Annotated in this window: 23 protein-coding genes and 1 pseudogene; 17 read left to right on the top strand and 7 right to left on the bottom strand. The window is 74.4% G+C overall.

Translation table 11 applies throughout. The features are described from left to right. Window positions 1-51 precede the first annotated feature (51 nt). From QMQ26_RS04090 to QMQ26_RS04050, 9 genes and pseudogenes are all read left to right on the top strand, one after another. On the top strand, window positions 52-426 hold the full coding sequence (locus QMQ26_RS04090) for an ectoine synthase (RefSeq protein WP_282206411.1): 375 nt from the start codon (window positions 52-54) through the stop codon (window positions 424-426). 188 nt (window positions 427-614) lie between these two features. Continuing rightward, complete coding sequence (locus QMQ26_RS04085) at window positions 615-1733, top strand: acyl-CoA dehydrogenase family protein (protein WP_282204787.1); 1119 nt, start codon at window positions 615-617, stop codon at window positions 1731-1733. Window positions 1734-1750: 17 nt separating this feature from the next. Beyond that, window positions 1751-2425: a transglutaminase-like domain-containing protein gene (locus QMQ26_RS04080; protein WP_282204786.1), complete on the top strand. Its 675-nt coding sequence runs from the start codon at window positions 1751-1753 to the stop codon at window positions 2423-2425. A gap of 11 nt (window positions 2426-2436) precedes the next feature. Continuing rightward, complete coding sequence (locus QMQ26_RS04075; protein WP_282204785.1) at window positions 2437-3246, top strand: maleate cis-trans isomerase family protein; 810 nt, start codon at window positions 2437-2439, stop codon at window positions 3244-3246. Between the two features lie 304 nt (window positions 3247-3550). Beyond that, on the top strand, window positions 3551-4753 hold the full coding sequence (locus QMQ26_RS04070; protein WP_159072981.1) for an IS701 family transposase: 1203 nt from the start codon (window positions 3551-3553) through the stop codon (window positions 4751-4753). Between the two features lie 263 nt (window positions 4754-5016). Then, window positions 5017-5286 (top strand): annotated as a pseudogene (locus QMQ26_RS04065) (nucleoside deaminase); the annotation flags it as partial. Window positions 5287-5500: 214 nt separating this feature from the next. Continuing rightward, a complete protein-coding gene (locus QMQ26_RS04060; protein WP_282204784.1) occupies window positions 5501-6160 on the top strand; it encodes a DsbA family oxidoreductase in 660 nt (219 codons plus the stop codon). Window positions 6161-6466: 306 nt separating this feature from the next. Next, window positions 6467-6787, top strand: coding sequence for a DMT family transporter (locus QMQ26_RS04055; RefSeq protein WP_100834922.1), 321 nt, complete (start codon window positions 6467-6469; stop codon window positions 6785-6787). Between the two features lie 56 nt (window positions 6788-6843). After that, window positions 6844-7245, top strand: a complete 402-nt coding sequence (locus tag QMQ26_RS04050) for a DMT family transporter (RefSeq protein ID WP_282204783.1) — start codon at window positions 6844-6846, stop codon at window positions 7243-7245. On the opposite strand, the gene QMQ26_RS04045 is transcribed toward QMQ26_RS04050, so the two are convergent. Beyond that, window positions 7169-9463: an APC family permease gene (locus QMQ26_RS04045; protein ID WP_282204782.1), complete on the bottom strand. Its 2295-nt coding sequence runs from the start codon at window positions 9461-9463 to the stop codon at window positions 7169-7171. The two genes, QMQ26_RS04050 and QMQ26_RS04045, sit on opposite strands and share 77 nt — an antisense overlap. Before the next feature lie 324 nt (window positions 9464-9787). Next, a complete protein-coding gene (locus QMQ26_RS04040; protein WP_100834919.1) occupies window positions 9788-10891 on the bottom strand; it encodes a calcium:proton antiporter in 1104 nt (367 codons plus the stop codon). A gap of 95 nt (window positions 10892-10986) precedes the next feature. On the opposite strand from QMQ26_RS04040, the gene QMQ26_RS04035 reads away from it, so the two are divergent. After that, complete coding sequence (locus tag QMQ26_RS04035; RefSeq protein ID WP_282204781.1) at window positions 10987-11892, top strand: polysaccharide deacetylase family protein; 906 nt, start codon at window positions 10987-10989, stop codon at window positions 11890-11892. On the opposite strand, the gene QMQ26_RS04030 is transcribed toward QMQ26_RS04035, so the two are convergent. Next, window positions 11889-13178, bottom strand: coding sequence for an MFS transporter (locus QMQ26_RS04030; RefSeq protein WP_282204780.1), 1290 nt, complete (start codon window positions 13176-13178; stop codon window positions 11889-11891). The genes QMQ26_RS04035 and QMQ26_RS04030 overlap by 4 nt on opposite strands. Window positions 13179-13264: 86 nt before the next feature. Here QMQ26_RS04030 and QMQ26_RS04025 point away from each other — a divergent pair, with 86 nt between their 5' ends. Beyond that, window positions 13265-14164, top strand: a complete 900-nt coding sequence (locus QMQ26_RS04025) for a winged helix-turn-helix transcriptional regulator (protein ID WP_100834917.1) — start codon at window positions 13265-13267, stop codon at window positions 14162-14164. On the opposite strand, the gene QMQ26_RS04020 is transcribed toward QMQ26_RS04025, so the two are convergent. Further along, a complete protein-coding gene (locus tag QMQ26_RS04020) occupies window positions 14086-14727 on the bottom strand; it encodes a DUF6629 family protein (protein ID WP_282204779.1) in 642 nt (213 codons plus the stop codon). The two genes, QMQ26_RS04025 and QMQ26_RS04020, sit on opposite strands and share 79 nt — an antisense overlap. A 455-nt stretch (window positions 14728-15182) precedes the next feature. Here QMQ26_RS04020 and QMQ26_RS04015 point away from each other — a divergent pair, with 455 nt between their 5' ends. After that, window positions 15183-15932 (top strand): PIG-L deacetylase family protein, encoded by a 750-nt coding sequence (locus tag QMQ26_RS04015; protein WP_100834915.1) that lies wholly within the window; start codon window positions 15183-15185, stop codon window positions 15930-15932. A 45-nt stretch (window positions 15933-15977) separates the two neighbouring features. Here the strand turns inward: QMQ26_RS04015 and QMQ26_RS04010 are convergent, their stop codons facing one another. The 3 genes from QMQ26_RS04010 to QMQ26_RS04000 all read right to left on the bottom strand — a co-directional run bounded on the left by QMQ26_RS04010 (window position 15978) and on the right by QMQ26_RS04000 (window position 17721). Then, a complete protein-coding gene (locus QMQ26_RS04010) occupies window positions 15978-16721 on the bottom strand; it encodes a DedA family protein (RefSeq protein WP_282204778.1) in 744 nt (247 codons plus the stop codon). Window positions 16722-16762: 41 nt separating this feature from the next. Next, window positions 16763-16963 (bottom strand): DUF1918 domain-containing protein, encoded by a 201-nt coding sequence (locus QMQ26_RS04005; RefSeq protein ID WP_100834913.1) that lies wholly within the window; start codon window positions 16961-16963, stop codon window positions 16763-16765. Window positions 16964-17052: 89 nt separating this feature from the next. Continuing rightward, the gene (locus QMQ26_RS04000) at window positions 17053-17721 is read right to left on the bottom strand and encodes a TetR/AcrR family transcriptional regulator (RefSeq protein ID WP_282204777.1); all 669 of its coding nucleotides are present in this window, start codon (window positions 17719-17721) and stop codon (window positions 17053-17055) included. 134 nt (window positions 17722-17855) lie between these two features. Here QMQ26_RS04000 and QMQ26_RS03995 point away from each other — a divergent pair, with 134 nt between their 5' ends. From QMQ26_RS03995 to QMQ26_RS03980, 5 genes are all read left to right on the top strand, one after another. Continuing rightward, window positions 17856-18629, top strand: a complete 774-nt coding sequence (locus QMQ26_RS03995) for an adenosylcobinamide amidohydrolase (protein WP_282206410.1) — start codon at window positions 17856-17858, stop codon at window positions 18627-18629. A gap of 653 nt (window positions 18630-19282) precedes the next feature. After that, a complete protein-coding gene (locus QMQ26_RS37230; RefSeq protein ID WP_318552185.1) occupies window positions 19283-19807 on the top strand; it encodes a fibronectin type III domain-containing protein in 525 nt (174 codons plus the stop codon). A gap of 20 nt (window positions 19808-19827) precedes the next feature. Continuing rightward, window positions 19828-20808, top strand: a complete 981-nt coding sequence (locus QMQ26_RS37225; protein WP_318552184.1) for a metallophosphoesterase — start codon at window positions 19828-19830, stop codon at window positions 20806-20808. Beyond that, complete coding sequence (gene wecB / locus QMQ26_RS03985; protein WP_282204776.1) at window positions 20808-21977, top strand: non-hydrolyzing UDP-N-acetylglucosamine 2-epimerase; 1170 nt, start codon at window positions 20808-20810, stop codon at window positions 21975-21977. Before QMQ26_RS37225 ends, wecB begins: the two co-directional genes overlap by 1 nt. Further along, a complete protein-coding gene (locus QMQ26_RS03980; RefSeq protein ID WP_282204775.1) occupies window positions 21977-22630 on the top strand; it encodes a PIG-L deacetylase family protein in 654 nt (217 codons plus the stop codon). Before wecB ends, QMQ26_RS03980 begins: the two co-directional genes overlap by 1 nt. The last annotated feature ends 9 nt before the right edge of the window (window positions 22631-22639 follow it).

Here is a 22639-nt window from a genome sequence, read left to right as displayed (position 1 = left end):
CGCACCGCACCGAACCGACGCACCACCCGATTCCGAAGGAGAACCAGAGAGATGTTCACCCGCAGCCTCGATGACGTCGCCGCAGTCGAGTGGGGCAACGGTCTGAGCTACCGGCTCCTGACCAAGCGCGACGGCATGGGCTTCGCCGTCGCCGACACCCTCGTGCGCAAGGGGACTTCGAGCGCCCTGCAGTACCGCAACCACCTGGAGGCCTGCTACTGCATCGGCGGCTCGGGCGAGGTCGTGGAGAAGGACGGCACCCGTCACAAGATCGTGCCGGGCACCATCTACGTCCTGGACCAGCACGACCCGCACTACCTGCTGGCCTCCGCCGACGAGGACCTCCACCTGGTGTCGATCTTCAACCCGCCGATCAACGGGGACGAGAAGCACACCCTGTCCGAGGACGGGTTCTCCCAGTACTGAGCCGCCGCCCCTCCGGCCGCGAGTGCGCCGCCCGGCCCGGTTCCCGCTCACCGTCGGGGCCCGGGCCGGGCACCCGGCCGCGCGCGTCCGAGTCCGTGGCCGTCCGCGCGAGCCGGCGACCGTCGTCATGGCATGACCCCGATCCACTGTTGCCCGATCCACTGCCGAAACGGACCCCAGGATCTCCCGTGACCGATGACCTCTTTCACCTCACCGCCCCGTGGGCCGAGCAGCTGAACGCCGACACCCGCGAGCTGGACGCGGCCGGCGCCTTCCCGTACGGCAAGTGGAAGGCGATCCAGGAGAGCGGCCTGCTGCGCGTCCCCTTCGCCCCGGAGTTCGGCGGCGCCGGCCGCAGCCTCACCGAGACGATGCGTGCCCTGGAGGGACTGGGCCACACCTCCCGGGACGCGGGCCTCTCGTTCTCGGCCTCGACGCAGATCGTGTCCGTGGGCACGCCCCTGCAACGGTTCGCGAGCCACGAACTGAAGGAGGAGCACCTGCCGAGGATCGTCTCCGGCGAGGCGATCACCGCGCACGCGATCACCGAACGGTCCGGCGGGTCGGACGCGGTGAACCTGGCCACCGTCGCCCACCGCGACGGGGACCACTACGTCGTCACCGGCGACAAGATGTTCATCACCAACGCTCCGGTCGCCGACCTCTTCCTGCTCTACGTCCGCACCGGGAAGCCCGGCCCCTTCGGCCTGACCACGCTGCTCGTCGACGCCGACACCCCCGGCTTGACCGTGGGCCCCGCGATGGACAAGATCGGCCTGCGCACCAGCCCGATCGGCACGCTCGCCTTCGACGGCATGCGGGTGCCGGTCGGCCGGCGGGTCGGCCCGGAGGGCGCCGGGTTCCGGGTCCTGGACTACGTGATGAAGCGCGAGGTCCTCTTCGGCTTCTCCCTCACCCTCGGCGAGATGACCCGGCGCCTGGAGGAGACCGTCGCCTTCGCCAAGGAGCGCCACCAGTTCGGCCGGCCCATCAGCTCCTACCAGGGCGTCTCCCACAAGATCGCGGACATGAAGATCCGGGTGGAGACCGCCCGGAAGTGGCTCACCGACACCGGCGCCAAGGTCGAACGCAACGAGGACGCCTCGCTCGACCTGGCGGTCACCAAGACCGTCGTGTCGGAGGCCAACGTGCAGACCGCGCTGGACGCGGTGCAGATCCACGGCGGACGGGGCGTGCTCACCGAGCACGGGATCGAGCGCGACCTGCGCAACTCGATCGCCGGAACGATCTACTCCGGGACCTCCGAGATCCAGCGCAACCGCATCGCCATGCTCCTCGGACTCTGAGCGACAGGAATTCCGACATGACCGACCCGATGGACCACCTCACCCGCCCGACCGAGTTCCTCGACCACCAGACCGAGGAGGTGCAGACCTTCATCGACCACGCCGTCAAGGACCGCTCCGCCGACCGCCGGACCAACGCGGTCGAGCTCTACTACGCGGTGCGCGACGGCGTCGACTACGAGGTCTACGGCGCCCCGCTGACCCGGGAGGGCCTCCGGGCCTCGCACACCGCCACCACCAAGTCCGGTTTCTGCCTGCACAAGTCCGCGCTGTACGCGGCCGCCGTGCGCGCCCTGGGCATTCCGTCCCGCCTGGTGTACGGCGACGTGCGCAACCACCTCGCCTCGCCCCGGCTCCTGGAGCACGTCGGCGGCGACGTGTTCTTCCACGGTCTCACCCAGGTCCACCTCGAGGGCAGGTGGGTCAAGGCCACCCCGGTGTTCAACAAGCTGCTCTGCAAGCTGTACGGGATGCGGGCCCTGGAGTTCGACGGGCTCAGCGACAGCCTGCACCACCCCCACGGGGGCGGCGGCGCCATGGAGTTCCTCACCGACCACGGCGCCTTCGACGACGTCCCGTACGACTTCGTCCTGGAGACCATGCGCCGCAAGCACCCCAAGTTCCTCGACGCCGGCGGCACCGGCACCGTCAGCGGTGGCCGCCTGGCCGACGAGTCCGCCCCCACCCGGTAGGAGAGAAGCCCGTGACCAGCACCCCTTCGCCCGTCGACGGATGGGACGCCTCGACCCGCATCGGCGTCGTCGTGCCGCACGCGGACGTCGGCCCCGAGGCCGAACTGCAGGCCGTCGCCCCGGCCACGGTGTCCGTCCACGGCTCGCGCGTCCACTTCGCCGCCATGCGCGCGGGCGGCGAGATGGACGAGAAGATCCCGTACGACCCGATCCTGTCCTTCGTCCAGGCGCCGTACCTGGACAACGCCGTGGAACTGCTGGCGGCCTCCCCGCTGCACGCGCTCGCCCTGGGCTTCACCTCCTCCAGCTACGCGTTGAAGGCCCGGGGCGAGCGGGAGCTGTACGAGCGGCTGCTGCCCGTCACCCGGGGCCTGCCGATCACCGGGACCACCAAGGCCGCCCGCGCCGCCTTCGACGCGCTCGGCGCCCGCCGCATCGCGGTGGTCAACCCGCCGTGGTTCGACGACACGCTGTCGGGCCGAGGTGCGGACTACTTCCGCGAGTTCGGGTACGACGTCGTCCACCACGGCCCCTGCGGGCTGCCCTCGAACCAGAAGGCCATCACGCCCGAGAACCTGTCGGAGTGGATCCGCACCACGGTGGCCGCCCACCGGCCGGAGGCCGTCCTGGTGGCCGGCAACGGAATCCGGGCGGTCGGCACCATCAGGGCCCTGGAGCAGGAGCTCGGCTTCGACGTCGTCACCGCGAACCAGGTGATCCTCTGGCACGCCCTCCACCTCGCCGGTGCCGCCGCCACCGCCCACGGCATCACCGACTACGGACGCCTGTTCACCACGACCCCCAAGGACGACCACGCGTGACCCCGCCGGACGCCCGCGGCCGCGGGGCCGTCCCGGGAACCCCGGAAGGCGCACGACTCCCGAGGCCACGGGCCGATCGACCCGCGTGCCACCGCGAGGATACCGTCCGCCAACCGGACCCGTTCGTGCCGTTTCGCGATCCGGTCCGCCGCGATCGCGCCACGGCGCGCGGGGAGTTGGCGAAGTGGCGGCCGGAATCCCTTTTCCCCCGGAAAAAAATAGTGGTCACTCCTTAATGTGGGTGGCCGTGCGGAAATTTCGCAGCCGCGACACCGGAGGGGAAACTATGAGGGGATGGGACTCCGTGGCCCTGTTCACGGATCAGCTCTTCGGCCACCTGCGCAGGGCCGACCAGCGCAGGTGGGCCCACGCGTACGTCAACGGCCTCCTCAGGACACCCGGCAAGAAGTCCATCCGCCGGCTCGCGGCCGTGGCGTGTGACTCCCCGACGGCATCGCAGGCCCTGCACCAGTTCATCAACGAGAGCCCCTGGGAGTGGGAGCCGGTGTGCGACCAGTTGCGCCGGTGGGCCGAAGCCCAGGTCCGGCCCAGGGCCTGGACGGCCGCCCCCGTGGTCCTGCCCAAGCGCGGTGAGAAGTCGTGCGGAGTGCACCGCCGATTCATCCCGCAGACCGGACGCACCGTCAACTGCCAGGTGAGCGCGGCCGTTTTCATGTCGACGGACGCGGGCGAACTTCCCGTCGGCTGGTGCCTCGTCCTGCCCGAGCCGTGGGCCCGGGGCCCCCTGCGCGAACGCGCCCGCATCCCGTGGACCGTCACGTCCTCGCCCGAGGGCCAACTCCTCGACGTGCTCGACGTGGTGGTGCGGCGTTCGCAGTACGAGCCCGTGCCGGTCGTCGTCGACCTCGACGGCTACCTGGACCCGCGCCGGCTGCTCGACGGACTGATCGAGCGCCGGCTGGACTTCGTCGTCGCGATCCCCGACGGCTTCCTGCTGGCCCCGCTGGAGCCGCAGTCCTCCGGCGCGCGCCGGCCGGTGATCGCGGCGGCCCGGGTGTTGAGCGACCGGGGCGCGGAGGCCCGTCCCGCCGCCGCGAGACCCGGCCGGGGGCCGGTCCAGGACAGCATGGTCCAGGCGCCCGGAGTCGTCGCGGCCGACCAAAGACCCCAGCCGCTCCGCCTGTTCGCCCAGCCTGACGGCCGTCCGGAGGGTCCGGGCCAGCTGTGGATCACCAACATGGCGCACCGTCCGGTGGAGGAGCTCTTAGGGTACGCGGAGCGGCACCCGGCGACCGGCGAGGCCGTCGATCTGCTCCAACGGCGCTTCGGGCTGCGGGACTTCGAGGGCCGCTCGTTCCCCGGCTGGCACCACCACATGGCGCTGGTGTCGGCCGCCTTCATCTACAGCCGTCTGGTGGCCGACCCGGCCCGGCGGGGCTCCCGGCCCGGTCCGGACGAGGGGAGCGGCGACGGGCCGAGGCCGCCGCTCGGGCCCGGCGCCCGGTGGGCGGAGGAGAAGGCTCCGAGCTATCCCGTCGCGGTCTGAACCGGCCGTGCGGGGCCGGGGAGGCGGGCCGGTGGCCGGCCTCCCCGTTCTGACGGTCCGGCCGTGCCCACCGGCCGTCACGGGCCCGTTCCGATAGGTGCGATTGACAGCAAGATGTATGTTCATGCAAACTCTAGCTGCGCGCTCGATTTTTCTGCGGGCTCAGATAATTTGTACATACAAGCAACTACTGGGGATTCCATGCCTGAAGTCACGGCGCCCATCGCCCGCCCCCCGGCCGCGGTCTGAGCGGGGGAGCAGCGGTGCGCACTTCCGAGCTTTCACAGAGCGAGCTGACCGAGTACGCACGTGAGGCGGTACGGATCAGCCGCGAGCACGTCGCCGGGGGCGGCATCCCGTTCTCCGGCGTCGTGGTCAACCGCAACCGGATCCTCGGCACCGGCGTCAACCGGGTGCGCGAGGACAACGACCCCACCGCGCACGCCGAGGTGACGGCACTGCGCGAGGCCGCCGCCGCGCACGGGCTGCACGCCACCGCCGGGGCCACCCTGTTCGCCTCCGGCGAGCCGTGCGCCCTGTGCTACATGGCCTCGCTGTACTTCAACGTCAGCCACATCGTGAACGTGGTCGACCGCAAGACGGCCGCCCGGTACGGCTTCGACTACACGAACTCGTACTCGATCTTCGCCGACGATCCGGAGAACTGGCCGATCAAGGTCACCTGGCTGCGGCTCCCGGAGGGGACGAAGCCGTTCGAGGAGTTCCTCGCGATGGAACGGGGCGGTCATGACCGGTACGGCGACCGGCAAGGTCGGCATCAAGGTCTGGTCGGACTACGTCTGTCCGTTCTGCATGCTCGCCGAGGGACCGCTGCAGGAGGCCGTCCGCGACCTCGACGTCGAGATCGAGTGGATGCCGTTCGAGCTGCGACCCCACCCGGCTCCGACCCTGCGTCCGGAGGACCCGTACCTGCCGGCGATCTGGGAGCGTTCGGTCTACCCGATGGCCCGGCGGATGGGCGTGGACCTCACCCTGCCGACGGTCTCCCCGCAGCCCTACACCCGGCTCGCCTTCGAGGGCTACCAGTACGCGGCCGAGCACGGCAGGGCCGCGGAGTACACCCCGCGCCTCCTGCGGGCCTTCTTCCAGGAGAACCGGGACATCGGCCGGATCGAGGTCCTCGCCGACATCGCCGCCGAACTCGGGCTCGACGCCGACGAGTTCAGCCAGGCGCTGATCACCGGCAGCTACACCGAGACCCACCGGGCGGCGCTGCGGACCGCCGAGGCCTTCCGCGTCTCCGTCGCTCCCACGATCATCATCGACGGGCGCCACCGCATCGAAGGCGTCCCCACCGCGGCCCAGATCCGCAAGGCCGTGCTCGACGCCCGGGCCGAACAGGCCGCCGCCGGCGACGCCCCCGCCTGCCGGATCGACGGGTGCTGACCTGACCCGAGCGCCGGACCGTCGCACGGGCCGGCCGGCGGAACGTCGCTGACGCCGTCGACCGGCCGTGCCACCCGGGTGCGGCGCGACGCCCGATCACATCGGCCCGCCGGGCCGCCCGGCGGCCCCGTCGAGCCCGGACCGGCCTGCCCCGCCGTCCGCTCCCGCCCGTCGACGCGCAGCGGAACACCGCCTCGCCGTTGCCGCCCCGCCCGCGACCTTCCGTGCCGCAGACCCGCGGCGGACCGTTCCCGCTCCCTCTTCCCCCGGCGCAACACCGACCTCCAACGAACGAAAGGACCAGCCATGCAGTGGTTCTACCTCGCGATCGCGGACATCTTCGAGATCGCCGTCGCGATCGCGGCCGGTAAGGCCGAAGGCTTCAAGAACCGTACGTGGACAGCCGTGACCCTGATCACCGGCGCTCTCGGAACCTTCTTCCTCAGCAGGGCGCTGCTCACCTTCGACGTGGGCGTCGGGTACGCGATCTGGACCTCCGTCGCCGGCATCGGCATCACCCTCCTCGGCGCGCTGCTCTTCGGGCAGCGCCTGAACTGGCGCAAGGCCGTGGGCATCGTCGTCATCATCGCCGGGGTCGTCGGCCTCCAACTCAGCGGCGCCGCCTGAGAATCCCGCCCCGTCCCCGTCCCCGTCCGACCCATCCCTCGAAAGGACTTCCACACATGTCCGACACCGGGCGCACCTCGGCCAATTCCTGGATCGTGCTCCTCCTCGCCGGCGGGTTCGAAGTCGGCTACGCGCTCTCCGTCGGCGGAAGCCACGGCTTCACCCGCCTGACGTGGTCCCTGGTCGCCGTCGTCTTCTTCCTGCTGACGCTCTGGGCGCTGAGCGTCGCACTCCGCACCATCGACGTCAGCATCGGCTACGCCGTGTGGGCCGGTATCGGCTCCGTCGGCGCGGCGCTGCTGGGCCCCGTCATCTTCGACGAGACCCTCACCGCGGTCCAGGCCGTGTGGCTGGCCGTGATCATCGCCGGAGTGATCTGGCTCAAGCTCGCCGACCGGCCGGCGAAGACCCCGAAGGACGCGGCCGCGCCGCTGGAGGCCAGGACCGTGGACGCCTGACGGGTGCCGCCGCCGGAAGCGCCGCGGTGCCGCTCCCGGCCACCCGACCGAGCCGGGTCCCGGTCGGGTGGCCGAGGAGCGGCCGAGGTGCCGAGGGGTGTACCCCGGATGCCGGAGCCGACTGCCGCAGGGCGCGGGGGTCGCCCCGCCGGTCCCGGGTGGCGGTCGACCGGCCGGACCCGTCGACCGCGGGTGCTCTCCGGCCTGACCGGGGGCGAGGCCGGTCAGGCTCCGACGTGGATGCCGGGGCGGCGGGCGGGATCGGGTTCGTGCCTGCGGATGATCTCGCGGGTGACGGGGCGGTGTCGCCGCGCCCGAGCAGGAAGTAGCGGAGCATGTGCTTCAACGGGCTGCCCTCGGCCCACGCGAAGTAGCAGTGCGGCCGGACACCGGTGGAGTCGCGCAGGGCCAGCAGGAGCGCGGCGATCGCGTTGGGCGCCGCGGGCGCCTCGGTGCGCAGGACCCGGTAGCCGTCCACTTCGACGCCGCGCACCAGCAGGGCGCCGCTGAAGTCCGACGGGTCCACCACGTCGATCTCGACGAAGAGGACGTCGGCGGGGCCGGGGACGGGGTTGTCCCCGCGCTGCTCCTGCTCCTTGTGCCGGTACTCGTCGGCGGTTCCGGCCTGTCGGCGGTTGGCGATGATGTTGATGGACCCGTCGTGCGCCAGGGTGTCGGTGACGAACCGTCGGGCGGCGGGGTCGAGGGTGATGCTCTCGGCGCGCAGTTCGGTGGTGCGCGAGACCCGGGACACGAACGAGACGGCGACGATGCCAGCGATGAACATCCCGGAGATGGCGATGCCGTCCGGCTTGTCGACGATGTTGGCCACCAGGGCGTACAGCAGCACCGCCGTGAGGGCGGCGAAACCGGCGGTGGCGACGCGCCGGCGCCGGCGCACCGCCGAGACGGTGACGGCGAACGCACCGGAGACCATCATGGCGAGGACGCCGGTGGCGTAGGCGCCGGCCTGGGCGTTGACGTCGGCGCCGAAGGCGACGGTGATGACGATGCACAGGGCGGTGTAGACCAGGACGACGGGGCGCACGGCCCGCCCCCACTCCGGGGCCATGCCGTAGTCGGGCAGGTAGCGGGGGACGATGTTGATCAGCCCCGCCATGGCCGACGCGCCGGCGAACCAGAGGATCAGGATGGTGCTGACGTCGTAGGCGGTGCCGAACGCCTCGCCCAGCTCCTGGTGGGCGAGCCAGGCCAGCGCCCGGCCGTTGGCCCGGCCGCCCGCCTCGAACTCCCGGTGCGGGATGAGGACGGTGGTGACGAAGCTCGCCGCCAGCAGGTAGACGCTCATGACGGCCGCCGCGGTGGTGAGGAGCTTGCGGGCGTTGCGGACCCGCGCGTCCAGCCGCTGTTCGGGACCGGCGCCCTCGGCGGCCACCAGGGGCATCATGCTCACCCCCGTCTCGAAGCCGGACAGGCCCAGCACCAGCAGGGGGAACGCCAGCAGCGCCGGGCCGAGCAGGCCGCCGAAGCCGCCGCCGCCCTCGCCCAGCGCCCCCGTCCAGGCCGACCAGGCACCCGGCGTGGTGAACACCTTCACCACGCCCGCGCCGATGGTCACCGCGTTCAGGAGCAGGAAGAGGGAGACCAGCGGGATGGCGACGGTGACCGCCTCGCTGAAACCGAGCAGGAACACCCCGCCCAGCAGGAGCAGCAGACCGACGGTCAGCGCGACCTCGTGGCCGTGCAGCGCACCGGAGAGGGAGGGGTTCTCGACCAGGTGCACGGAGGCGTCCGCCGAGGACAGGGTGATGGTGATGATCCAGGACGTGGCCACGAACCCCAGCAGGACCAGCACGAACACCTTGCCCCGCCAGAACGGCAGCAGGTCCTCCAGCATCGCCACCGACCCCGCGCCGTTCGGGCTCTCCCGGGCCACCCGACGGTACATCGGCAGCATCCCCACCAGCGTCAGCGCCACGATCAGCAGCGTCGCCAGCGGCGAGACCGCTCCGGCCGCGAGCGCGGCGATCGCGGGCACGTACGCCAGGCTGGAGAAGTAGTCGACACCGGTCAGGCACATCACCTTCCACCAGGTCTGCGGCTCGCTGTGCTCCTCCGCCGCCGCGGGCCCCACCGGCTGCACCCGGTGCCGCAGCAGCCAGCCCGCCGCTCCGCCCCGCGGCGGCCCGGGCCGCAGGGCGGGACTGTCCAGCACTTCCGGTACCGCCAGTGCGTCGACGTCGATCCTGTCGTCCATCCCCACCCCGTCGTCGTCCTCCCACCGCGGCCCGTCCACCGACGACCGGGCCGCCCGCTGCCCCGCGTACGCCCGGGACGTGTGCCCCTGCCCGCCGCCCCAACTCCACGAGTCGGAACGGCTGGACCGCCCGTGCCCCGCGTACGGGCCGCGGGGTCGAGGCGGATGCGGGACGGGACGGCCGCAGGGGAGTGCGGACGCGGGCGCCGTCGGGGGGGAAGGAGGAGGAGGGCGCGTCGGCGGACGAGTCGGCCGGGGCGGCCGGACGACCCCGCGGGCGCACCGCGAGTTCGTCCAGCCGTGCCCGGGCGGGGCCCGGGGCCGCTACGGGCTGACGGCCAGAACCAGGTACGCGCCGAGGATGGCCAGGTGGACGCCGCCCTGCAGCGGGGTGGCCCGCTTGGGGATGACGGTGAGGGTGCCGACGGCGACGGTCAGGGCGAGCAGGATCATGTGGTTCGCACCCAGGCCGAGTTCGAGCGGCCCGGAGAGCCAGCTGGAGGCGATCGCCACGGCCGGGATGGTCAGGCCGATCGAGGCCAGCGCGGAGCCGAGGGCCAGGTTGAGGCTGATCTGGACCCGGTTGCGGACGGCGGCCCGGACGGCGGCGATCGACTCGGGCAGCAGCACCAGCAGGGCGATCACCACGCCGACCACCGCGTTGGGCAGGTCGGCGGCGGCGACGCCGCGCTCGATGGTGGGCGAGACGCCCTTGGCCAGGCCGACCACCGCGACCAGCGCGACGGCGAGCAGCGCGACGCTGACCAGGGTCTCCCGCATGGTCGGCGTCTCGGAGTGCTCGTCCAGCGGGTCGACGATCTCGCCCGCCGCGGTGACGGGCAGGAAGTAGTCCCGGTGGCGGACCGTCAGAGTGGAGACGAACAGGCCGTAGATGACGATCGAGGCGGTCGCGGCGAAGACCAGCTGGGTGGTGGAGAACTGCGGGCCGGGCTGCGAGGTGGTGAAGGTCGGCAGCACCAGGCTCAGCGTGGCCAGGGTGGCGATCGCGCCGAACGCCGCGCCGGTGCCCTCCGCGTTGAAGACCGCCACCCGGTACTTCAACGCGCTGACCAGGATGGACAGTCCGAGGATGCCGTTGCAGGTGATCATGACGGCGGCGAACACGGTGTCCCGGGCCAGGCCGGCGCTCTTGTCGCCGCCGTCGGCCATCAGCGTGACGATCAGCGCGACCTCGATGATGGTGACGGCCACCGCCAGCACCAGCGAGCCGTACGGTTCGCCGACCCGGTGCGCGATGAGCTCCGCGTGGTGCACCGCCGCCACCACCGAGACCGCCAGGAAGCAGGCCACCAGGGCCACCACCGGCCAGGGCAGGTTCCGATGCCAGGTCGCCAGGAGCAGCAGGAACGCCAGCACCGGGGCCACGGTCGTCCACTGCAGGTAGTGCGGTCGCGGGGAGGAAGCCATACGGCCGAGCTTCGCAGATGGCACCGGCCGCGCCGGGAAGTGACACTCGTGGCGGTGGTCACGGCGGCCACGGCGGACGGCGAGGAGCGGCGCGGATGGCGCGGACGGCGCGGACGGTCGGACGGCGGGCGGTACTGGCGGCGGCGCTCGGACTCACGGCGGGCTGCGGCGCGGCGCGGGGCGGGCCGGGTGGACCGGGCGGACCGGGCGGACGGCCGCCGACGGCACCCGGCACCGACGCGCCGTCCCCCGCGCGGCCGTCCGCGCCGTCCGCCGCTCCGTCCGCCGCGCAGCCGCCCGCACCGCCCCAGCGGGAGCAGGTGCTGGCCCGGTACGCCGGACGGGCGCCGCAGCGCTGGGGCACCGACCTGCCGGGCGTCGTGGCGACCGTCCCGGGCGGGGCGCTGGCGCTGACCTTCGACGCGTGCGGCGGGCCGGGCGGGAACGGGTACGACGCGGCGCTGATCGGCACCCTGCGGCGCCTGGGGGTGCCCGCCACGCTGTTCCTGAACGCCCGTTGGGTGGACGCCAACCCGGGGCCGTTCGCCGAGCTGGCCGCCGACCCGCTGTTCGAACTGGGCAACCACGGCACCGCGCACCGCCCGCTCTCGGTGACCGGCCGTTCGGCGTACGGCATCACCGGGACGGCGGACCCGGCCGCCGCGTACGAGGAGGTGGCGGGCAACCGGGCCAAGCTGACCGGGCTGCTGGGGCGGGCCCCCGGCTGGTTCCGGGCCGGGACGGCGCACTACGACGAGGTCGGGGTGGCGCTGGTGGGGGAGCTGGGCGAGCGGGTGGCCGGCTTCGCGGTGAACGGCGACGGCGGCGCGACCTTCACCCCCGGCCAGGTCGCCGCCACGGTGGCCGCCGCGCCGCCCGGATCGGTGGTGATCAGCCACCTCAACCACCCGGCGGCCGGCACCGGCGAGGGCTACGCGCGGGCGCTGCCCGCGATGCTGGACGCCGGCTGCCGCTTCGTCCGGCTCTCGGACCCGGCCTAGGCCGCGACGTCGGTCAGCTCGCGGGCGCCGCGCAGCCGGGAGGAGAGCAGCAGGACGGGGGAGAGCGCGGTCAGCGCGCAGGCCAGGGCCAGTGCGGTGCGGGGGCCGCAGAGCGAGGCGGCGGTGCCCGCGGCCAGGGCGCCGAGCGGGATGGCGCCCCAGGAGACGAACCGGACGGTGGCCATCACCCGGGGCAGCAGTGCGGCGGGGACGGTGCGCTGCCGGTAGGTGCGGGTCAGGATGCTGAGCACCACCACGGAGGCGCCGAACCCGGCGTTGCCGAGCGCGAACAGCGGCAGCCCGGGCCCGCCGGGGGCGAGCGGCATCAGCGGGGCCGCCGCCACGCCGACCAGCGAGCCGTACACCAGGGTGCGGGCGGTGCCGAAGCGGGCGGCCAGCCGGGGGGTGAGCGCCGCGCCGAGCAGGCTGCCGGCGCCCTCGGCGGCCATCAGCACGCCGACCAGCCCGGCCGGGGCGTGCAGGGTGCGGACCAGGAACAGCGGGACGACGGCCATCAGCGCGCCGCAGACGAAGTTGACGCAGGTCGCCTCGGCCAGGCACGGGCCGATCACCGGGTGCCGGGTCGCGTAGCGCCAGCCCTCGCGGATCTGCGCGCCGAAGGACGGCCGGTCGGCGGCGGGCGCGGGGCGTTCGGCGGCGGCCCGGGGCAGCGTGCGCAGCAGCGCCGCCGAGCACAGGAAGCTGACCGCGTCCACGACCAACGCCGCCGCCGCGCCCAGGAGTTGGACCAGGACGCCGCCGATCGAGGGCCCGGCGAGCTGGTTCACCGCCTGGGTGCCGGAGGTCAGGCTGTTGCGGGCGGTGAGCTGCTCGGCCGGCACCACGCCGGGCAGGAAGGTCGAGTTCCCGACGTCGAAGACCACGCTCGCGAAGCTGACCAGCAGCGCCGCCGCGACCAGGTGCGGCAGGCCCAGCACGCCGAACGCGGCGGCCGACGGGACGGAGGCGATCGCGGCGGCGCGCAGCAGGTCCATGGCGATCTGGGTGCCGCGCAGCGGCAGGCGCTGCACCAGGACGCCGGCCGGCAGGCCGATCACCAGCCAGGCCACGTACCCGGCGGCGGTGACCAGGCCGACCTGGAAGCCGTTGGCGTGCAGCACCGAGACGGCGGTCAGCGGGAGGGCGACGGCGGTGACGGCGTCGCCGAGGCCGCTGACGGTGGTGGCCGTCCAGTAGCGCCAGAACGCGGCGGCCGGGCGGGCGGCGGGCGCCTCGGGCGGCCGTTCGGTGCGGGTGGTGCTCATTTCGGTGCGGGTGGTGCTCATGCGGCGTTCCCCCTGGTGGCAGGCAGTGAGTTCCCTTGGGGAACTCACTATAGGCGGCGGGGGAGCCGCGGTGGCAAGGTGGTGCCATGCGCTACACCGACGTCGGCGACACCGACTGCTCCATCGCCCAGGCGCTGTCCGTGGTCGGCGACTGGTGGACCCTGCTGCTGGTGCGCGACCTCGCGGGCGGCACCCACCAGTTCGACGCCCTGCACGCGTCGCTCGGCATCAGCCGCAAGGTGCTCACCGCCCGGCTGCGCGCCCTGGTCGAGGACGGCGTGGTCGAGAAACGCCTCTACCACGCCCACCCGCCGCGCTACGCCTACCACTTGACCGACAAGGGCTGGGGGCTGCTGCCGGTGCTGGTCGCGCTCCAGGACTGGGGCGGCCGGCACCTGCTCGGCGACGGCACCCTCACCGCCACCGCGCCGCCCGACTCCGCCGAGGCCCACCGGGTGCACGCCCTGGTCGGCACCCGCCTGCCCGAACTCGCCCTGCCCGCCGCCTCGCAGAGCGCCCGCCCGCCGCTCACCGACCCGGTCGGGCGCACCCCCTGGACGGTGCTGTACTGCTTCCCCGGTGCGTACGCCCCCGGCACCCAGGGCTACCCGCCCGGCTGGGACGACATCCCCGGCACCGTCGGCTGCACGCTCGAATCCTGCACCTACCGCGACCGGCTGGCCGAGTTCACCGCCCGCGGCGCCACCGTGCACGGCGTCTCCACCCAGCGCCCCGACCAGCAGGCCGCGTTCGCCGCCCACCAAGCGATCCCGTTCCCGCTGCTCTCGGACGCCGCGCTGCGGCTGACCGGCGCGCTGCGGCTGCCCACCTTCCGGGCCGGCGGCGCCGACCGGCTCAAGCGGCTCACCCTGGTGGTCGACGCCGACCGGACGGTGCGCGGGGTGCTCTACCCCGTCCCCGACCCCGGCGGCTCGGTGGGCGAAGCGCTGGCGCTGCTCGACGCGCTGACGGCCGCCCAGCGGTAGAGCAGCACCGAGGCGACGGCGGCCAGCGCGCACCAGGTGGAGACGAACGCGAGGCGCCACAGCAGGGCGCAGACCAGCGCGCCCAGGCCGGTGATCCACCCCAGCAGGCGCAGGTACCGGTCGCCCGAGCCCAGCAGCGCCCCCAGCACGGCCGCCAGGTACCCGGCCAGCAGCGGCCCGGCCACCGGGACGCCGATCGCGTACCCCAGCGTGTGGCCGTGCACGTGCGCCGCCACCGGGTGCCGGGCGACCGCGAGCGCCAGCGGGACGGCGACGGCCGCGCCCAGCGCGGCGCACCACAGCGCCGAGCGGCGGCGGGTCGCGCACCACACCGCCGCCGGGACGTACAGCGGCAGCAGCGGCAGCGCGATCACCGCCCACACCGTCCGGGCCCACGCCCAGCCCGACCAGACGCCCGCCTCCACCAGCTGGTGCCCGCCCAGCAGCAGCGGCAGCGCGGCCGGCGGCAGCCGCCGCGAGACCCCGGCGCGCACCACCGCGGCGGCGCCGACCGCCGCCACCGCGCCCCCGGCGATCAGATCGGCCTCCGCGCTCCAGCACATCCGGCCAGCGTACGAGCCGACGTCCCGTCAGGACGACCGGAACCCGATCGGCCGGCCCTCCGGGTCGCGCAGGTGCGCGGTGCGTGGTGCGTGGTGCGCGGGCCACCGCGGCGCGGTCGAACCGGACCGGCACGGCCTGGTCGCCGACGTCCCAGTGCGCGTACGGCCCGCACCCGCCTCGTCGCGCTCCAGACCGAGGCCCGGGCCGTCCGGGACGAGCTCCTCGCCCCCTCGACCCCGCCGAGCGCGCCGCCCTGCACGGCCTGCTGCCGCGCCTGCACACCGCGACGCCCGGCTGAGCCGGAGCTACCGTGGAAGTGCGTCGCGGCGGCCGCTCGTGTCGCGGCAGGTGCCCCGGGGGAGGTGACCCCCCGTCAGGAGGCCCCCGCGCACGGCACCGTCCGCACCATCCGGCCCCGGACGGGCGGGGCCCCGGCGAAAGGCAGCACAGGACCATGAGCGACACCACCGACCAGGCCCCGCCCCCCTACCGGCCGCTCGACGAGGACTGGGACAGCGCCCTCGCCGTCGTCGCCCACCCCGACGACATGGAGTACGGCGCCGCCGCCGCGGTCGCCCGCTGGACCGGCCAGGGCAAGCGGATCAGCTACCTGATGGTCACCAGCGGCGAGGCCGGCATCGACGGCCTGGACCCCGAGCAGTGCCGGCCCGTCCGGGAGCGCGAACAGGTCGAGTCGGCCCGGATCGTCGGCGTCGGGACGGTCGAGTTCCTCGGCCACCCCGACGGCACCGTCGAGTACGGGCTGCCGCTCCGCCGCGACCTGGCCCGGGCGATCCGGCGGCACCGCCCCGACATCGTGATCACCACCAACTTCCGGGACAGCTACGGCGGCGTCTTCCCCAACCAGGCCGACCACGTCGCCGTCGGCCGGGCCACCCTGGACGCCGTCCGCGACGCGGGCAACCGCTGGGTCTTCCGCGACCTCGCCGCCGAGGGACTCGACCCCTGGAACGGCGTCCGCCAGCTCTGGGCGGCCGGCTCCCCCGACGCCCGGCACGCCGCCGACACCACCGACACCTTCGCCGCCGGCGTCGCCTCGCTGGAGGCCCACCGCGCCTACCTCGACGGCCTCGGCGGGGAGATGGCCAACGCCGCCGAGTTCCTGGAGGGCATGGGCCGGGCGGCCGGCTCCCGCCTGGGCACCCGCTTCGCCGCCGCCTTCGAGGTGGTCCCCTTCCGCTGACCGGCCCGGCGGCCCGGCCCATCGGGTCGGCGGCTCACCGACGGCTCACCGGCGGTCGGTGGGGAGGTCGCTGCCGTCGCTGTCGCCACCGTCCCCGCCGTCGCCGTCGTCGTCCTGGCCGTCGTCCGGTCCGCCCTGGTGCGGGATGCGGCCGGCGGCGGTGTCGCGGGGCGGGCGGTGGCGGCGGCGGAGCCAGGTGCGGACGACCAGCAGGACGGCGAGGGCGGCCAGCACGGCGAACAGCAGCACCTGGTAGCGGACGGCCTCGCGGTAGAGGGTGTCGATGTTGCTGCCCGCGAAGTAGCCGACGGCCGACCACACGCCCGCCCACAGGGCCGCGCCCGCCGCGTTGGCGAGCAGGAAGCGGCGCCAGGGCATGCCGGTGGTGCCCGCCAGCAGGCCGTTGGTCTGCCGCAGGCCGTCCACGAAGCGGGCCCCGGTGACCACCAGGGCGCCGCGGCGGCGGAAGAAGGTCTCGGCCCGGGCCATCCGCTCCGGGGTGAGGCGGACGTACCGGCCCCAGCGCTGCACCAGCGCCAGGCCGCCGGTGCGGCCCAGCACGTACGCCAGCGCGTCGCCCGCGAACGCGGTCAGGACGGCCACCAGCAGCAGCACCGGCAGCGACAGCTGCCCCGCGCCCGCGTACACGGCGGCCAGCACCAGGATGGTCTGGCCCGGGACCGGGAGCAGGCAGTTGTCGAGGAGGACCAGCACCCCGACCGCGAGGTAGCCGTAGTCGTCGAGCAGCGGGGCGAGGTGGGCCAGCGGGCCCGGCAGGGTCGGCGACAAGGGCGGGTGCTCCTCCTACCGGGATCGGGTGGGGGCCGGGATCAGCGCTGCTCCCCGTCGGCGCGGTGCTCGACGAGGCAGTCGGGGCCGGGGTAGACGAGGCCGGCGTGGCCGTCCTCGAAGCGGACCAGGTAGGGCGGTTCGCCGTCGGTGCCGCGCACCTCGACGATCTCACCCGTGCGGTCGGTCATGCCGACCGACCTGCTGTACATGTGGACGTGGTCTCCCACGGTGGCTCGCATCGGACAACTCCCGCCGGCGGATCGGACAGGGCCTTCGGACTTCCCTTCCACTGTGCGGCGGCTACCCGGACGGCGCAAAGCCGAACCCGTCAGTCGCGCGGCGGGACGTCGGCGAGGTAGCTGCGCACCAGCCGCTTGCACTCGGCGATCAGCGCCGGGTCGCCCGCCGGATCGGCCCGGAACGCCAGCTTCAGCACCGCGTCCGCGCACTCCATCGCCACCCGCAGGGCCAGCCCGTACCCGGGCGCCGCGAACAGCCCGCCGCCGATGGCGCGCAGCCGGACGGCGACCGCCGCGTTGTTGTCCAGCTCGGCGTCCAGCAGGTGCAGCTCGTCGACCTCGGCGGGGACGGTGCCGACCAGGCCGAAGTCCAGGTGGCCGAAGCCCGGCACGGTGCGCTTCATCGTGACGAACTCGTCCACCGCGTGGTCGGTGAAGGCGGCCAGGTCGGGGGAGCCGGCCGCCGCGACCCGGCGGGCCAGGCCGTCCAGGAAGCGGGCCAGGTTGCGTTCGGCGAGGGCCGCCAGCAGGCCCTCCTTGCCCGCGAAGAACTGGTAGAGGGTGCCGATCGGCACCTGGGCGCGCAGCGCCACCTCCTTGGTGGTCAGCCCGGCCGGCCCGGCCTCGTCCAGCACCCCCGCGCAGGCGTCCAGCAGCCGCTCGTAGCGCTCCTGGCTGCGCTGCTGCACCGGTCGGCGGCGCGCCCCGGCCGCCGGGGCGCGGGCGGCGCGGGCGGGCGCGGCGGGGGGCGGGGTCATGACGCCACTCTGCCGCATCCGGTCGGGCCGGGGCGAATTCCGGCCGCCGCGGTGTGGTTGGCTGGCGGACCATGAGCGAGGAGCGGGCGGCGGACGTGGGGGACCTGGTGGACGGGGTGGACGCGGGGGACCTGATGGACCCGGCGGCCCCGGCGGTGACGGTGCAGCGGGCCGGGCGGATCGAGGACGGGGCGTGCCGGCACCTGCTGGTGTGGCGGGCCGGGCCGGGCTGGCGGATGGCCGGCTCCGGCGTCCTCGGCGGCGGCCTGGGCGAGCGGCACTGGGTGCTCAACGCCCAGGTCCGGGCCGGGTACGGGCGGATGGACCCGGCCGGGCACCTGGCCGAACTCGCCGCCGCGCAGGGCCTGACCGGCCCCGGCACCGGCCTGATGACGGCCGCCGAGGTGGACGCCTGCACCTGGGCCGAGGACGGCGGCGCCACCGCCGTGGTCACCACCGGCATCGGCGTCCCCACCTGGGCCGCCGCCCCCGAGGTCCCGCCCGCCCGCCACGCGCCCGGCACCATCAACATCCTGGCCGTCGTCCCCGCGCCGCTCTCCGACGCCGGGCTGCTCAACCTGCTCACCACCGCCACCGAGGCGAAGGTCCAGGCCCTGCTGGAGGCCGGGTACGACTGCTCCGGCACCCCCTCCGACGCGGTCTGCGTCGCGGTCCGCGCCCCGCGGCCGGGCGCGGCGGTCGAGCCCTTCGGCGGCCCCCGCTCCCGCTGGGGCGCCCGGCTGGCCCGGGCCGTCCACCGGGCCGTCCTGGCCGGGGCGCTGGCCGACCGCGAACGCCGCGCCGGGTACGACGGCCCCCCGACCCACCCGGCCACCGGGCCGGGCTGCGGGTGCGAGGACGTGCTGGCGGGCGGGGGGAGCCGGGCGGTCCGGGCGGCGGCGGGGTGAGCGGGCGCCCTCGCCGGTCCGGTGCGGTGCGGTCCGGTGCGGTCCGGTCCGGTGCGGTGTGGGTGGGGGCTGACGGGGGGTCAGGTGCCCGGCAGGTGGTCCTGGTCGATGACGTAGACCCGGGTGCGCTCGGGGGCGTCGGCGCAGTGGCGGCCGAGCTTCTCCCAGCGGGACTCGGGCTGTGCAGCGGGCGGTGGCAGCGGCGGCAGCGGACCACGGGGGCCGGGCGGCGCTCGACGGCCGTGCCGGGGAGCGGGGGTTCGGTGCTGTCGCGCTGATCACTCACCGCAACAGTTCACCACCGGCGGGCGGCGGGCGCGAGAGGGGGGTGCCGCCGGGGACCACCAGGTGGCGTTCAGGCGATCTTCACCGGAGCGCCCGATCTGATCGTATGAATGTTTACCGGCTGTCTCCGAACAGGTCATCTCGGCGCGTGAACCTCCATCGGGCGAAGGCGAGGTTCCGCTTCCGCACCACCACACCACGAAGGGAAATCCCGTGGACCTTCCCGGCTTCCGGGTGTCGCGCCGCCGGGCCGACGAGATGACCATCGCCGAGCAGTACGAGTACTGGCAGGACGTCCGCAAGGGCGTGTCGCGGCGCAGCGTGCTGCGGGCCGGCGTCTTCGGCGCCGCGCCGTCGCGGCCGGACCGATGCTGCTCAGCCGCCCCGCGTACGCCGACACGCCCGGCTCGGCCGTGGTGCCGTTCGGCCGGCACCTCGCCTTCGGCAACGACCCGGCCACCCAGATGCGGGTCGGCTGGCAGGTGCCGTCCGCGGTCACCAACCCCGTGCTGCGGGTGGGCACCTCGCCCACCGACCTGAGCCAGACCGTGCAGGCCGAGATCCGCAACCTGCACAGCGACTACGGCACCGGTGCCCCGCTGGAGCAGTACTACGGGCACGCCGCGCTCGACAAGCTCGAACCGAACACCACGTACTACTACGCCGTCGGCCACGAGGGCCTGGAGGCCGCGTCCGGCCCGGTGAACTCCTTCACCACCGGCCCCGCCGGCAGCGGCTCCGGCCTCAAGCCGTTCACCTTCACCGCCATGGGCGACCAGGGCGCCAGCGCCCAGGCCGCGCTGGAGAACGCGCAGATCACCGCGCAGAACCCGGTCTTCCACCTGCTCGCCGGCGACATCTGCTACGCCGACCCAACGGCCAGGGCAAGCTGAACGACAGCTACAACCCGGCGGTGTGGGACGGCTACCTCAAGCAGATCGAGCCGGTCGCCCAGTCCGTGCCGTGGATGGTCGCCACCGGCAACCACGACATGGAGGCCTGGTACTCGCCCAACGGCTACGGCGGCCACGCCAAGCGCCTGGACCTGCCGACCAACGGCCCCGCCAACTGCCCCAGCGTGTACGCCTTCACCTACGGCAACGTCGCGGTGCTGTCGCTGGACGCCAACGACGTCTCCTACGAGATCCCGGCCAACAAGGACTACTCGGGCGGCGCCCAGACCAGCTGGCTGGAGCGGACCCTCGCCGACCTGCGGGCCAAGCCCACCATCGACTTCATCATCGTCTTCTTCCACCACTGCGCCTACGCGGTGACCACCAGCCACGTCTCCGACGGCGGCGTCCGGGAGAAGTGGGCCCCGCTGTTCGACAAGTACAACGTGGACCTGGTCATCAACGGCCACAACCACATGTACGAGCGCACCGACCCGATCCGCGGCGGCAAGCCCACCCGCACCGCGGGCGTCGGCGACACCGTCAGCCCCGTCACCGACGGCACCACCTACATCGTGGCGGGCGGCGGCGGCGCGAGCCTGTACAGCCTGCCCTCGAACGGGCCGGAGAGCTACGCGGGCAACGTCAAGGACGCCTCCGGCGTCGCGGCCGGCTACTTCGGCGCCGGCGGCAAGGTCACCGAGGCGGTCGACTGGTCCCGGGTCCGCTACCGCGGGCACAACCTGCTCGCCGTGGACGTCAAGCCCGCCGCCCCCGGCGGCACCGCCACGCTCACCGTGCGCGGCATCTCGGTCGAGGGCGCCAAGGCCGGCACCGAGATCGACCGGGTCACCATCGCCCGCACCGCCGCCACCGTCGACACCCCCGCCTTCGGCTCCGGCGCGCTGCTGGCCGGCGCCGCGCTCGCCGCCGGAGCCGGGTACGCGGGCTACTCCGCCTGGCAGAAGCACCGCAGCGGACTCGAGGTCCCCGTCTCCTGATGAACGCCGCACACCGGCGGACCCCGGCCGGGACCACCCGTCCCGGCCGGGCCCCGCAGCTCACCGTCTTCGCCGGGACCCGCCCCGAGATCGTCAAGCTCGCCCCCGTCGTGCACGCCCTGCGCGCCGCCGGGGCCGGCGTCCGGGTCGTCGCCACCGGCCAGCACCACGACCGGCGGATGGCCGGCGCCTTCTTCGCCGACCTGGGCGTCCCCCCGGACGAGTCCTGGGAGCTGACCGGCGACGAGGCCGCCCGCACCGGCGCCCTGCTGGCCCACGCGCTCGCCCACTTCGCCGCCGGGCCGCGCCCCGACCTGGCGGTCGTCCAGGGCGACACCTGGACGGTGCCGCTGGTCGCGCTCGCCGCCCGGCGGCACGGCGTGCCCGTCGCGCACGTCGAGGCCGGGCTGCGCTCGCGCAACCCGCTCTCCCCCGAGGAGAACAACCGCACCGTCGCCGCCGACCTCGCCACCCTGCACCTGGCCCCCACCGGGGGCGCCCGGGACAACCTGCTGCGCGAGGGCGTCCCGGCGGACGCCGTGCACGTGGTCGGCAACACCGTGCTGGACGTGCTGCGGACCTCGGGCGTGGCGGCGGTGCCGGTCGAGCGGCGGCGCGGCGTCCTGGTCACCGCGCACCGCCCGGGCACCGTGGACGCGCCCGAGCGGCTGGCCGCGCTGGTCGCCACCGTCCGGGCGCTGGCCGACAATTGCGGGCCGGTGGTCTTCCCGCTGCACCCGCGCACCGCCGACCGGCTCGCCGCGCACCGGCTCACCGACGCCCTGCGGCACCCCGGCATCGAGCTGCTGGAACCCCAACCGCACGGCCGGATGCTGGAGTTGATCGCCTCCTCGGCGCTGGTCGCCACCGACTCCGGCGGCCTCCAGGAGGAGGCCGGCTGGTTCGGCGTCCCCGCCGTCGTGCTGCGCGAGAGCACCCCCCGGCCCGAGGGCGTCGCCCTCGGCCAGGCCGCGCTCGCCGGACTCGACCAGGCCCGGGCGGTGGCCGCCGCCCGACGGCTGCTCGACCCCGCCGAACAGCGCCGGATCGCCCACCTGCCCTGCCCCTACGGCGACGGGCGCACCGGCGAGCGGATCGCCGCCCTCGTCACCACCCTGCACCGCGCGGACCGGCTCGCGCTGCGCGAACCCGGACCGGTGGCGGCCTGATGCGGGTCCTCGCCGTCGGCGCGCACCCCGACGACATCGAACTCGGCTGCGGCGCGACCCTGTTGAAGGCCCGGGCGGAAGGCGCGGAGGTCGGCCTGCTGGTGCTCACCGACGGCCGCCTCGGCCCCGGCGACCCCGAGCTGCGCGACCGCGAACAGCAGGCCGCCGCCCGGCAGTTGGGCGCCCGGCTGTACCGGGGCGGCTTCCGGGACGGCGAGTTGGCGCACGACGCCGCGCTCACCCAGCGGATCGAGGACGTCCTCGCCGAGTTCCGGCCCGACCTGGTGCTCACCCACGCCGCCGAGGACTCCCACCAGGACCACCGCGCCGCCGCCCGGGCCACCGTCGCCGCCGCCCGCACCCACCCCCACCTGCTGCACTACGAGGGCCCCACCACCTTGGACTTCCACCCCACCGTCTACAGCGACGTCACCGGGCACGTCCCCGGCAAGCTCGCCCTGCTGCGCCACCACCTCTCCCAGGTGGTCGGCTCCCGCCGGGTCGACCTCGACGCGCTCGCCGCCCAGGCCCGCTTCCGCGGCTTCCAGGGCCGCCTGGAGGCCGCCGAGGCGTTCACCGCCACCCGCAGCCTGCTCACCCTCACCGTCACCGCGCCCGCCGCGACGGCCGTCCCCCGGCAGGTCCGGGCATGAGGCCGACGG

The sequence above is a fragment of the Kitasatospora fiedleri genome, assembly GCF_948472415.1.
GTDB classification, from domain to species: Bacteria; Actinomycetota; Actinomycetes; order Streptomycetales; family Streptomycetaceae; genus Kitasatospora; species Kitasatospora fiedleri.
The sequence above is the reverse complement of the archived record's forward strand: the minus strand, read 5'-3'. Positions and strand labels throughout refer to the sequence as shown.